The organism is Mycobacterium sp. VKM Ac-1816D (assembly GCF_000416385.1).
Taxonomy (GTDB): domain Bacteria; phylum Actinomycetota; class Actinomycetes; order Mycobacteriales; family Mycobacteriaceae; genus Mycobacterium; species Mycobacterium neoaurum_A.
Map to the genome: position 1 here is coordinate 181,258 of NZ_AOHQ01000139.1, position 12,461 is coordinate 193,718.

At 67.1% G+C, this 12,461-nt stretch carries 8 protein-coding genes, 1 tRNA gene and 1 riboswitch; of the genes, 5 read left to right on the forward strand and 4 right to left on the reverse strand.

Features of this window, described 5'->3' with window-relative positions; translation table 11 throughout:
- Positions 1 to 241 precede the first annotated feature (241 nt).
- The 3 genes from G154_RS19295 to G154_RS19305 all read left to right on the forward strand — a co-directional run bounded on the left by G154_RS19295 (position 242) and on the right by G154_RS19305 (position 6,054).
- Positions 242 to 1,660: a NarK/NasA family nitrate transporter gene (locus G154_RS19295; protein WP_019512058.1), complete on the forward strand. Its 1,419-nt coding sequence runs from the start codon at positions 242 to 244 to the stop codon at positions 1,658 to 1,660.
- Between the two features lie 120 nt (positions 1,661 to 1,780).
- Entirely contained in the window at positions 1,781 to 5,764 is a 3,984-nt protein-coding gene (locus tag G154_RS19300; RefSeq protein WP_019512057.1) for a bifunctional nitrate reductase/sulfite reductase flavoprotein subunit alpha, read from the forward strand.
- Between the two features lie 80 nt (positions 5,765 to 5,844).
- Entirely contained in the window at positions 5,845 to 6,054 is a 210-nt protein-coding gene (locus tag G154_RS19305) for a hypothetical protein (RefSeq protein ID WP_019512056.1), read from the forward strand.
- 7 nt (positions 6,055 to 6,061) lie between these two features.
- Here G154_RS19305 and G154_RS19310 read toward each other — a convergent pair whose 3' ends face one another.
- The 3 genes from G154_RS19310 to ilvD form a co-directional block, all read right to left on the reverse strand.
- Positions 6,062 to 7,069: an ABC transporter substrate-binding protein gene (locus tag G154_RS19310; protein ID WP_019512055.1), complete on the reverse strand. Its 1,008-nt coding sequence runs from the start codon at positions 7,067 to 7,069 to the stop codon at positions 6,062 to 6,064.
- The gene (locus G154_RS19315; RefSeq protein ID WP_234713089.1) at positions 7,069 to 7,851 is read right to left on the reverse strand and encodes a methyltransferase domain-containing protein; all 783 of its coding nucleotides are present in this window, start codon (positions 7,849 to 7,851) and stop codon (positions 7,069 to 7,071) included. Before G154_RS19315 ends, G154_RS19310 begins: the two co-directional genes overlap by 1 nt.
- Positions 7,852 to 7,907: 56 nt before the next feature.
- Positions 7,908 to 8,094, reverse strand: a riboswitch (cobalamin riboswitch).
- A gap of 7 nt (positions 8,095 to 8,101) precedes the next feature.
- On the reverse strand, positions 8,102 to 9,946 hold the full coding sequence (gene ilvD / locus G154_RS19320) for a dihydroxy-acid dehydratase (RefSeq protein ID WP_019512053.1): 1,845 nt from the start codon (positions 9,944 to 9,946) through the stop codon (positions 8,102 to 8,104).
- Between the two features lie 78 nt (positions 9,947 to 10,024).
- On the opposite strand from ilvD, the gene G154_RS19325 reads away from it, so the two are divergent.
- Positions 10,025 to 10,858, forward strand: a complete 834-nt coding sequence (locus G154_RS19325; protein ID WP_019512052.1) for a helix-turn-helix transcriptional regulator — start codon at positions 10,025 to 10,027, stop codon at positions 10,856 to 10,858.
- Positions 10,859 to 10,904: 46 nt separating this feature from the next.
- Here the strand turns inward: G154_RS19325 and G154_RS19330 are convergent.
- Positions 10,905 to 10,990 (reverse strand) — tRNA-Leu (locus G154_RS19330).
- A gap of 127 nt (positions 10,991 to 11,117) precedes the next feature.
- On the opposite strand from G154_RS19330, the gene G154_RS19335 reads away from it, so the two are divergent.
- Complete coding sequence (locus G154_RS19335; RefSeq protein WP_019512051.1) at positions 11,118 to 12,449, forward strand: M20/M25/M40 family metallo-hydrolase; 1,332 nt, start codon at positions 11,118 to 11,120, stop codon at positions 12,447 to 12,449.
- The last annotated feature ends 12 nt before the right edge of the window (positions 12,450 to 12,461 follow it).

Below are 12,461 nucleotides of genomic sequence, written 5' to 3' on the forward strand. Positions count from 1 at the left end.
CAAGCAAGCCGTTCGGCGCGTGAATCACCCCGGCGGCATCGCGTGCGGCTGGTCACCGAAAACACATGTCGATTGTTTCCGCTCCGTTTCGTCGATGCTGCGGTCGTGAAACCCTGGGCGCACCAGCACCATCGGACTCGATGTGAGTAGGTGTTGACAACCCCGACATGGTGGGGCAACCGGTGCGGAATGGCCGAGCCATAACTTCTGTCTCAACCGTTTCCATTGCTGGGAGGAATCCGTGCTCAACACACGCCGCAACCGCGATATCGCGCACTGGGATGCCGAAGACGCCGACGCCTGGGAATCCGGTGGGAAAGACATCGCCAAGCGCAACCTGATCTGGTCGATCTTCGCTGAGCACGTGGGCTTTTCGGTGTGGTCGATCTGGTCGGTGATGGTGTTGTTCATGCCACAGGACGTCTACGGCATCGACGCCGCGGGCAAGTTCTATCTGGTGGCGATGCCGACACTGGTCGGCGCCTTCATGCGCATCCCGTACACCATCGCCCCGGCCCGATTCGGCGGTCGCAACTGGACCATCGTCAGCGCCCTGCTGTTGCTGATCCCGCTGGCGCTGACGCTGTGGGTGATGTCGCAGCCCGGCACGTCCTACACCACGTTCATGCTGGTGGCGGCGTTCGCCGGCCTCGGCGGCGGCAACTTTGCCTCCTCCATGACGAACATCAATGCGTTCTACCCGCAGCGTCTCAAGGGCTGGGCGCTCGGGCTCAACGCCGGCGGTGGCAACATCGGTGTGCCGGTCATCCAGCTGATCGGCCTGCTGATCATCGCCACCGTGAGCAACACGGCGCCCTATCTGGTCTGCGCGATCTACCTCGTGCTCGTCGGTCTCGCGGCCCTCGGTGCCGCGTTCTTCATGGACAACCTCGGCAACCAGCGCTCCAATCTGGGCGCCATGGTCGAGGCGATGCGATTCTCACACTCCTGGGTGATGAGCTTCCTCTACATCGGCACGTTCGGCTCGTTCATCGGATTCAGCTTCGCATTCGGCCAGGTGCTGCAGATCAACTTCCTCGCCGGCGGTGACACCCCGGCGCAGGCATCGCTGCACGCCGCGCAGATCGCCTTCCTCGGCCCGTTGCTCGGATCCATCTCGCGTCCGATCGGCGGTAAGCTCGCCGACAAGATCGGCGGCGGAAAGATCACGCTGTACGTGTTCGTCGCCATGATCTTCGCTGCCGGAATCCTTGTCGCCGCAGGCGTTCTCGACGACAGCGCGGCCGGTGCGCCCACCGGTGGTCAAATGATCGCCTATGTGGCCGGTTTCATCCTGCTGTTCATCCTGTCGGGTCTGGGCAACGGTTCGACCTACAAGATGATCCCGTCGATCTTCGAGGCCAAGGCACAGGGCCACGACGAGTGGAGCCGTGAGGAGAAGGCGGCCTGGTCGCGGAGCATGTCCGGTGCCCTCATCGGCTTCGCCGGCGCGGTCGGCGCACTGGGCGGGGTGTTCATCAACATCGTGCTGCGGATGTCCTATGTCAGCGATGCGAAGTCGGCGACCAACGCGTTCTGGGTCTTCCTCGGCTTCTACGTGATCTGCGCCATCGTCACCTGGTTCGTGTTCCTGCGGTTGTCGTCGTCGAAGGCAGCAGCCAGCCCGGCGGCTCTACCGGAATCGGTGGTCACCGCGTAACCGGACGAACTCGGCCTCACGAGGTGCTCACCGCGGGGATGGGCGTCTTGTGAGGTCGAGTTTTCCTTGCCATAACGTCGCCTCAAAGGAGCCGGAACAGTGCCAGCACACGATGGTGGCATGTCGGTGACCACGCGGACCGCCTGCTCGTACTGTGGTGTGGGCTGCGGTATCGAGGTCGCCACCGAGACCGATCAGGACACCGGGCTGCCGGTGATCGCCAAGATCAGCGGCGACAAGCTGCATCCGACCAACCGCGGCAGATTGTGCACCAAGGGCGCCACCCACGCCGAGCTGATGGCCGCGACCGAGGGCAGGATGACCGCCGCGCTGGTGCGCCCCGAGCGCGGCGCGCAGCTTGTGGAAACCCCGGTCGAGGAGGCCGTGGCGCAGGCCGGGAACCGGCTGCGGGCCATCGTCGACGAACACGGGCCCGACGCGGTCGCGCTGTACGTATCGGGCCAGATGTCGCTGGAGGCGCAGTATCTGGCGACCAAGCTGGCCAAGGGTTATCTGCGCACCGTGCACATCGAATCGAACTCTCGGCTGTGCATGGCCAGCGCGGGCACCGGCTACAAGCAGTCCCTCGGCGCCGACGGCCCGCCCGGCTCCTACACCGATTTCGATTCGGCGAACCTGTTCTTCGTCATCGGCGCGAACATGGCCGATTGCCATCCGATCCTGTTCCTGCGCATGGCTGACCGGCTCAAGGCCGGCGCCAAGATGATCGTGGTGGACCCACGGCGCACCGCCACCGCCGACAAGGCCGACCTGTACCTGCCGATCGCTCCGGGTACCGACCTCGCACTGCTCAACGGGCTGTTGCATCTGCTCGTCGTCAACGGCGACATCGACGAGGAGTTCATCGCCGAACACACCGAGGGCTGGCAGGACATGCCTGCGTTCCTCGCCGATTACCCGCCCGCCCGGGTGGCCGCCATCACCGGACTGGACGAGGCCGACATCCGAACCGCCGCATCGATGATCGCCGAGGCGGGGGAGTGGATGACGTGCTGGACCATGGGCCTGAACCAGAGCACCCACGGCACCTGGAACACCAACGCCATCTGCAACCTGCATCTGGCCACCGGTGCGATCTGCCGGCCGGGTAGTGGGCCGATGTCACTGACCGGACAACCCAACGCGATGGGCGGCCGCGAGATGGGGTACATGGGACCGGGTCTACCCGGCCAGCGTGTGGTCCTCTCGGCCGAGGACCGGGCGTTCTGCGAGGAACAGTGGGGGCTGGAGCCGGGCACCATCCGATCCGAGGTCGGTCCGGGCACGGTGGCCATGTTCGAACAGGCCGCCGCCGGTGAGATCAAGGCCTGCTGGATAATCTGCACCAATCCCGTTGTCTCCGTGCCGAACCGAGCGACAGTCATCGCCGCCCTGGAAGCGGCCGAGCTCGTCATCACCCAGGACGCCTACATCGACACCGCGACGAACCGCTACGCCGATATCGTGCTGCCGGCCGCACTGTGGTCCGAGAGTGACGCGGTGATGGTCAACTCCGAGCGCAACATCACCCTGCTGCAGCAGTCCGTCACGCCGGTGGGCCAGGCGCGGCCGGACTGGGAGTTGATCTGTGGTGTCGCCGAGTATCTGGGTTTCGGTGACGATTTCGCCTACAAGTCCAGCGCGCAGATCTTTGACGAGATCCGTCGCTTCGCCAATCCCCGCACGGGATACGACCTGCGCGGAGTCAGCTATGACCGGCTGCGCGAGACGCCCGTGCAGTGGCCCTGCCCACCCGCCGATCCCGATGACCGCCACCCCATCCGTTACGTCAACGACGGTGTGTCGCAGACCCTGCACGTCGACGCCGACGGGCACCGTCCCCGGCTGGCGTTTCCGACACCATCGCGGCGGGCGCAGTTCCTCGCCCGGCCGCATATGGACCCGCACGAACTGCCCGACGACGATTATCCGATGGTGCTCAACACCGGTCGGCTGCAACATCAGTGGCACACCATGACCAAGACCGGTCGGGTGGCCAAACTCAACAAACTCGATGCCTCGCCGTTCGTCGAGATCCACCCCGATGATGCTGCGGCGCTAGGCATCACCGCCGCCCACCACGTCGAGCTCACCTCCCGGCGCGGTCGCGCCGTGCTGCCTGCATCCCTCACCGACCGGGTACGCCGGGGCAGTGTATGGGCGCCGTTTCACTGGAACGACGAGCACGGTGAGTACCTCGCAATCAACGCCGTCACCAACGACGCCGTCGACGCGTACTCCCTGCAACCCGAACTGAAAGTGTGCGCCGTACGGCTACGGGCCATCGAGGTGGCCGCACCAGATCCGCTCGATCTGCGCACGGCCGGACCACAATTCACCGATGACGAGAAGCTCTATCTGTCCGGGTTCTTCACCGGGTTGGACGCGACACCGGGCGGCGTCCCGGTCCTGCCGCTCTCGGCGCCGGTGCGCCCGGCGGTCCGCCTGTGGGTCGACGGACTCCTGGCGGGCACCTACTCACGCGCAACCGAGCAACCCGCCACCGGACCACTGGTGCTGTGGGCTTCCCAGACCGGCAATGCCGAGGAGTTCGCGATCGGGCTGGCCGCACGCATCACCGGTGCCCGATCGGTCACCATGGACGAGGCATCGTTGGACGATGTCGCCGCGGCGACCGAGGTGTTGGTGATCACCAGCACCTTCGGTGACGGCGGGCCACCGGACAACGGCGCGGACTTCTGGGACCGGCTGTGCCGCGCCGACGCGCCGGCGCTGACCGGGGTGCGATACGCGGTGCTCGGGATAGGGGACAAGGCGTACGCCAATTTCTGTGGTCACGCGAAGTCTCTGGATGCCCGCCTGGCCGAGCTGGGTGCCGTCCGGACACACGAACTGGTCGAATGCGAATCGCACGACGACGCACCGATGGCCGCCTGGGCCGCGGCGGTCACCACCGAGCCCGCCGACATCGCAACCACCGCGACCGCACCCGGACCCGCGCGAACGACCACACCACCCCGGCCCGCCGCACCGCTGACCCGGGGCAATCCGCTGTCGGCGCCGGTGAGCCGCAACACTCGCCTGACCCCGGTGGTGGCCGCCAAGGAGGTGCGTCAGATCGGGTTCGACATCACCGAACACGTCGCCGAACACGGCGTGAGCTATGCCGCCGGGGATTCCCTGGGGGTGTTCGTCGGCAACGATGCCGACTCGGTGCGGGCCTGGCTGGCCGCCACGGCCCTGTCCGGCGATGAGATCGTCGAGGTCGACGGTGCCGAGGTCGACCTGCGGACCGCCCTGACGCGTTCCTACGACCTGTGCAAGGTGACCCCGAACCTGCTCGGGTTCGTCACCGAACGGTGCCCTCAGGCGAAGGTGTTGCGACGGTCCGGTGCGAAACTCGACAGCTGGCTCGCCGGCCGCAATGGGCTGGACATCGTCGAGGAGTTCGCCGTCCGGGCCGATCCTGCCGAATGGCTGGACGCGCTCGTCCGGCTCACACCGCGGCAGTACTCCATCTCGTCGAGTCCGTTGGTGAGCCCACACGAGGTGCAGCTGACGGTCTCGGTGCTGCGCTACCGCACCGCCCGTGGCATGGCGCGCGGTGGCGTCGCCTCCACATTCCTGGCCGACCGGGCGCAGGCCGCGCCGGTGTTCGTGCAGCGCTCACCGAACTTCCGCCCGCCCGAGGACTCGGCCACACCGATGATCATGGTCGGCCCGGGTACCGGGATCGCACCGTTCCGGGCGTTCCTGCAGGAGCGTCGCGCGCAAGGCCACCGCGGCCGCAACTGGTTGTTCTTCGGTGACCAGCACCGCGACCAGAACTTCTACTACCGCGACGAGGTGCAGGCCATGGTCGACGACGGCTTCCTCAGCCGGCTGGACCTCGCCTTCTCGCGCGACCAGTCACGGCGGGTGTATGTCCAGCACAAGATGACCGAACGCGGTGCCGACCTGTGGCGCTGGCTGCAGGACGGTGCGCATTTCTACGTCTGCGGTGATGCGACCCGGATGGCCGCCGATGTCGACGCGGCGCTGCTGGCGATCATCCGCAAGCACGGATCGCTGTCCGCCGAGGCCGCCAACGATTACAAGAAGGAGCTCGTCGCCACCAAGCGATATGTGCGAGACGTGTATTGATCGATCACCGTGAATAAAAATCCACTCACGGGCGTTGCATCTCACGTACGAACCAGAACTTGGATCAGGAGACACGCAACATGAGTTGGCAGACCGGTGACTTTGTGACCGCCAGCCGCGAGATCGACGAGATGGATGTTCAGACGGTGCCGGAAGGTGCCGTCGGCACGGTGGCCGAGACCACGGTCTTCGGGAAGCCCAAGGTGGTCTGCTTCACCGTCCCGACGGTGTGGGGGCCCAAGCGCGCCTGCGTGCACGTACACCGCGGCGATGTGGAACTGGCCGGCTGATGCCCGGTCAGCTGTCCTGACGCAGGACGTCGGCGATCATCTCGACGGCGTCGACATTGCGCAGTGACGGGTCCAACGCGGTGCCGGGCACCACGACATAACGCTGTTCGCGGACGGCGGTGAGCTGACGTGCCAGCGGATCGTTTTCCAGGAATTCGATCTTGGCGGCCGCGGTGTCACCGTCGTCACCGCGCGTCAGGTCGGCCAGCACCAACACGTCGGGATCGCGGTCCAGAATCGCCTCCCACGAGGTTTCCGGCCACAGCTGACGGCTGTCGGCGAACGCGTTTCGCGCCCCGACAGCCTGCGTGATCAACCCTGGGGCGCCGCAGCACCCGGCGATATACGGCGCCCGGGTGGCCGAGTACCAGTACATCAGGCTGGTGTCGGAGGTGTTCAGGCCGGCGGTCGCGGACCGTACTCGATCCTTCAGCGATGTCACGAGTCGGGCCGCGTTCTCCTCGACCCCGAATATCCGTGCGATGTCCCCGATTTCGGCATAGATGTCCTCGAAGGTCAACGCGCGGTGCTGTTCTGCCTGCTGCCCGCTGCACTCGCTCGCCGACAGGTAGGTGGGAATGCCCAACTCGGCAAAGCGTTCGCGCGACGCGATGCCCTGGTCGGAGAACGTGTAGGCGAATGTGGCGTAGACGAAGTCGGGTTCGGTGTCCAGAACGGTTTCCAGCGAGGGGAAATCGGCGCTCAGTTCGGGGACCTTCGCGTTGGCCTCGGCCAGGTGCGCCGGCACCGGTTCGTTCCACGATGCGGTGCCGACCATCCGATCGGCCAAGCCGAGAGTGAGCATCAGCTCGGTGGCGGGTTGATTGACCGAGATGGCGCGTGCGGGCGCTGCGGCCATCTCGACGTCGATACCGCAGTTCTTCAGTACGACCGGGAATCCCGCGCCGGCGGTCGGCGTCGCCGAGGTGCCGACCTGGTCGGGAGTCTGGGTGCCGCATCCCGAGACCAATATCGACACCGCGCCCAGAGCGCCGATGACGCGCTGCCACGACATCACTTGACCCCCATGACCACGTAGTCGTCGAGCAGTTGCCAGACCGTGCCCACCTCGGAGAATCCGGCCTGTGCCAGGGCGGCGAGATGGAAGTCCACCGCGGTGGTGGGCGGCGGATTTCGGTGCGCGAACCGCTGATCACGCAGCACCGCCAGATCGGCCACGCCGTCGCGGGACGTCGCTGCGGCCCACCACTGATCCCAGGTGGCCGATCCGGCGGCGTGCGCCCGTGCCTGGGTGGCGGCGTCGTGTGCGGCGGACAGTCTGCGCAGGGTCGGCTGGCGCCCGTCGAACCGGAAGTGATCGCCATTGAGCAGGATGCCGTTGTCGGACAGCAGCTCTGCCGCGGCGGTGTACACGCCCAACAAGGTCTGCGGGGTCAGCCAGTGCAGCGCGGTGGTGGAGACGAAAGCCGATATCGGTGCGCCCGCCGTGGCGGCTGCCACCGCATCCGGCCAGGTGTCCTCGGCAAGGTCTGCCTCGACCACACCGAACCGGTCGTGGGCGCCGAGCGTCCGGGTGGCCAGGTCGAGCAGCAATGGATCGAAATCGAGGGCGATCACCCGGGCACCGGGAAGTGCGTCGAGGATGCGGGCGCTCAGCGATCCCGGCCCGCAGGCGAGATCGACGACCACGGGCTCGTCACCGCAGGCTAGTCCGATGATGTCGGTGATGGCGCGAAAGCGGGATTCACGGCCCGCGATATAGGCCGATTGTTGGTCGTCCCACGCCTGTACGAGGAAGTCGGGATCGGCGAGATCGCCGCGCATGGATGCGGACATGAGGGATTCCTTCGGCATCAGGGGCCTGATCAGCGAGACCCGGTGACAAGCCGCGACACACCGTCGCGGATGCCAGCAGGTATTCGGACTCGGGGGTCGTCCTCGGCAGGCCGCCTTCCCGGGAGCATGCACTCCCAGTGGCATGTGGCCCGCCTCGTCATCCCCTCACCGCTGCGCGTCAGTCCCGGATTCGCACCGGGTTCCCTACTCCCTGCGGAGGTGACTGGCCCGCACAGGCTAGCAGGGTGAGCTACACCGCATCGATGTCTCGGGCCGCACCCTTGTCTGCCGAGAGCGCCAACGCGGCGTACGCACGCAACGCCGCCGACACCGTGCGGCGCCGATCCCTGGGCCGGTATCCGCCGGCGGCCTCCAGGGCCGCGCGTCGACGCTCCAGTTCCTCGCGTGGCACCTCGACCTCGATGCTGCGGCGCGGGATGTCGATGGTGATCAGGTCACCGTCGGCCACCAACGCGATGGTGCCGCCGGCGGCTGCCTCGGGGGAGACGTGGCCGATGGACAGGCCCGACGTACCGCCGGAGAACCGACCGTCGGTGATCAGCGCGCATTGCGTGCCCAGCCCGCGGCCCTTCAAATAGGCTGTCGGATAGAGCATTTCCTGCATGCCCGGTCCGCCCCTCGGTCCCTCGTAACGGATCACCACCACATCGCCGGGCTGCACCCGGCCGGACAGGATGGCGTCCACCGCGTCCTCCTGTGATTCCAGCACCACGGCCGGACCGGAGAACGTCCAGATGGATTCGTCGACGCCCGCGGTCTTGACGATGCAGCCGTCCACCGACAGGTTGCCGCGCAGTACCGCCAGCCCGCCGTCGGCGGAATAGGCGTGGGCCACATCGCGGATGCAGCCGTTCTCGGCGTCGGTGTCCAGGCTGTCCCACCGCTCGGACTGCGAGAACGCCGATGCCGACCGCACGCACCCCGGTGCGGCGTGGAAGAGTTCGACGGCCTCGGCCGACGGCGATCCGCCGCGGATGTCCCATGCGCGCAGCCATTCCGCCATCGAGCCCGAGTGCACGGTGTGCACCGTCTCGTGCAGATGACCGCCGCGCCACAGCTCGCCGAGGATGGCCGGGATACCTCCGGCGCGGTGCACATCCTCCATCAGGTAGTGACCATTGGGGGCGACCTTGCACAGGCACGGGATCAGCCGGCTGCGCTTCTCGATGTCTTCCAGGGTGTAATCCAGCTCGGCCTCCCGGGCGGCGGCCAGCAGGTGCAGCACGGTGTTGGTCGACCCGCCCATCGCGATGTCGAGTGCCATGGCGTTGTCGAACGCGTCGCGCGTGGCGATGTTGCGGGGCAGGACGGAGGCGTCATCGTCGTCGTAGTAGGCCCGCACGATGTCCATCACCGTGCTCCCAGCCTTTTCGTAGAGGGCGCGCCGCGCGGTGTGGGTGGCCAACACCGAACCGTTGCCGGGCAGGGCCAGCCCGAGCGCCTCGGTGAGGCAGTTCATCGAGTTGGCGGTGAACATGCCCGAGCATGAGCCGCAGGTCGGGCAGGCGGCCTCCTCGATGCGCGAGATGTCGTCATCGGAGACGTCGGTGTTCACCGCATCGGCGATGGCCGACACCAGATTGAGCCGGGTCTTGACCGTGCCGTCGACCAAGACGGCGGTGCCACCCTCCATCGGGCCGCCGGAGACGAAGACGGTCGGGATGTTCAGGCGCAGTGCGGCCATCAGCATGCCGGGAGTGATCTTGTCGCAGTTCGAGATACACACCAACGCGTCCGCGCAGTGCGCGTTGACCATGTACTCCACCGAGTCGGCGATGAGCTCGCGGGACGGCAACGAGTAGAGCATTCCGCCGTGACCCATCGCGATGCCGTCGTCGACGGCGATGGTGTTGAACTCGCGCGGCACCCCACCGGCGGCCGAGATGGCCTCGGAGACGATGCGGCCGACGGGCTGCAGGTGCGTGTGCCCCGGCACGAACTCGGTGAAGCTGTTGGCCACCGCCACGATGGGCTTGCCGATATCGGAGCCGGCGACTCCGGCGGCCCGCAACAGCGAGCGTGCTCCCGCCATGTTGCGACCGTGGGTGACCGTGCGGGACCGCAGTTCTGCCATAACACACAGCGTGGCATCCGGGACATCTACGTGGGAAGACGGTGCTGATACCAGTACTGGCACTACTACCATCGAAGGATGGACACACGTAGCAGGCAGCGCCGGGCGCTCGGGGAGTTCCTGCGGGCTCGCCGGGAGGCCGCCGCGCGCGCCGACCTGGGCTATGCCCCGATGCCGCGGATGCGCACCAGCGGCCTGCGGCGTGAGGAGGTCGCTCTGGCGGCCGGGGTGAGCGTCACCTGGTACACGTGGCTGGAGCAGGGCCGCGAGATCAACCCCTCGCGCCAGGTTCTCGATGCGGTCAGCACGGCCCTGCGGCTGACCCCGGCTGAACGTGACTACGTGCGCAGCCTCGGCGGGCATGCCCCGGAGCCGGTTCCGACCGACGTGCCGACGCCGCCGCATGTGCAGCGCTTCCTGGACGCGCTGGGCGGGTACCCGGCGTTCGCGATCGGGCCGTTCTGGGATATCACCGCGTGGAACAGTGCCTACGCCGCGCTGTATCCGAACATCGCGGTGACCGCCGAGGCCGACCGTAACCTGCTCTGGCTGATGTTCATGGACCCCGCGATCCGGGAGTTGTTGCCGGACTGGGAAAACGACAGCAGCCGCTTCCTGGCCGAGTTCCGGGCCGAGGCGGGATCACGGGCGGGCGAACCGGCTTACTCGACCTTGGTCGACCGGCTTCGCGCGGCCAGCGACCATTTCGAGTCGCAGTGGCGCAGGCGCAGCGTGCAGCGGTTCACCTCGCGGGAGCGGCGTTTCTTCCGCGCCGGGATAGGGGAGATGCGCCTGGAACACCACCAGCTGGCGCCGGTGGATGTGCCGAACATCCAGATCGTGGCCTACCTGCCGGTGCCCGACAGCGGGGCGGCCGAACGGCTGGCCACGCTGGTGGCCGGCGCCGGATGAACCGATACGACCCCGGTTGAGCAACCGGGGTCCTATCGAGAAACTGTGTCCGAGGGGGGACTTGAACCCCCACGCCCGTTAATAGGGCACTAGCACCTCAAGCTAGCGCGTCTGCCATTCCGCCACTCGGACATCGCTCCGCGCCGTCGGCGAGGAGCGACTAAGGCTAACGGATAGGGGCGGTCGGACCCAAACCAGCCCGTCGGCGCCGGTGCGCCACTCTGTCCGGGCGGGCACCGGCGATGGTACGAATGGGGTTGTGACCGTCCAGCCCAGCGCCGCCGACGAGGTGGTCGACCTCGTCAGCACCCTCATCCGTTTCGACACCTCCAACACCGGAGATCCGGCGACGACGCGGGGCGAGGCGGACTGCGCGCAGTGGGTGGGTGACCGCCTCCGCGAGGTCGGCTACAGCACCGAGTACATCGAGGCCGCCCCCGGCCGCGGCAACCTGTTCGCCCGGTTGCCGGGTGCGGACCGTTCACGCGGCGCCCTGCTGATCCACGGCCATCTGGACGTCGTGCCCGCCGAGCCCGCCGACTGGAGCGTGCACCCGTTCTCGGGTGCGGTGAAAGACGGCTATGTCTGGGGCCGCGGCGCGGTCGACATGAAGGACATGGTCGGCATGATGATCGCCGTCGCACGCCACTTCAAACGCGCGGGCATCGTGCCCCCACGCGATCTGATCTTCGCCTTCGTCTCCGACGAGGAGCACGGCGGCACCTACGGCGCCCAGTGGCTCGTCGACAACCGGCCCGACCTCTTCGACGGTGTCACCGAGGCGATCGGTGAGGTCGGCGGTTTCTCGCTGACCGTGCCCTCGCGGCACGGCGGCGAGCGCAGGCTCTATCTGGTGGAGACCGCCGAGAAGGGCATCGCCTGGATGCGGTTGTCGGCCCGGGGCCGCGCCGGACACGGCTCGATGGTGCACCAGGACAACGCCGTCACCGCCGTCGCCGAAGCCGTCGCCAAGCTGGGCAGGCACCAGTTCCCGCTGGTGCTCACCGAACCGGTGGCGCAGTTCCTGGCGGCGGTCGCCGAGGAGACCGGCTACGAATTCGACATCGACTCACCCGATCTCGACGGCACCATCGCCAAACTCGGTGATATCGCCCGCATTGTCGGGGCCACACTGCGCGATACCGCCAACCCGACGATGCTCAAGGCCGGCTATAAGGCCAACGTGATCCCGGCAACGGCCGAGGCCGTCATCGACTGCCGGGTGCTGCCCGGGCGTCGGGAGGCCTTCGAACGCGAGGTCGACGAGCTCATCGGCCCCGACGTGGTGCGCACCTGGGAACGCGATCTGCCGTCTGTCGAGACCACCTTCGACGGTGATCTCGTCGATGCGATGAACGCCGCGCTGCTGGCTGTCGATCCCGAGGCGCGGATCGTGCCGTACATGCTCTCCGGCGGAACCGATGCAAAAGCATTCTCACGGTTGGGCATTCGCTGCTTCGGCTTTGCCCCGCTGCGGTTGCCGGCGGATCTGGACTTCGCCGCGTTGTTCCACGGCGTCGATGAACGGGTACCCGTGGACGCATTACAGTTCGGCACCGAGGTGCTCGAGCATTTCCTCACCAACTGCTGACCAGAAGAGGGG

Excerpts from the sequence above, each read along its gene's own strand:
- G154_RS19300 (WP_019512057.1), top strand. The coding sequence starts at position 1,781 with ATGTCGGTGACCACGCGGACCGCCTGCTCGTACTGTGGTGTGGGCTGC.
- G154_RS19310 (WP_019512055.1), bottom strand. The coding sequence starts at position 7,069 with ATGTCGTGGCAGCGCGTCATCGGCGCTCTGGGCGCGGTGTCGATATTG.
- G154_RS19305 (WP_019512056.1), top strand. The coding sequence starts at position 5,845 with ATGAGTTGGCAGACCGGTGACTTTGTGACCGCCAGCCGCGAGATCGAC.
- ilvD (WP_019512053.1), bottom strand. The coding sequence starts at position 9,946 with ATGGCAGAACTGCGGTCCCGCACGGTCACCCACGGTCGCAACATGGCG.
- G154_RS19325 (WP_019512052.1), top strand. The coding sequence starts at position 10,025 with ATGGACACACGTAGCAGGCAGCGCCGGGCGCTCGGGGAGTTCCTGCGG.
- G154_RS19315 (WP_234713089.1), bottom strand. The coding sequence starts at position 7,851 with ATGTCCGCATCCATGCGCGGCGATCTCGCCGATCCCGACTTCCTCGTA.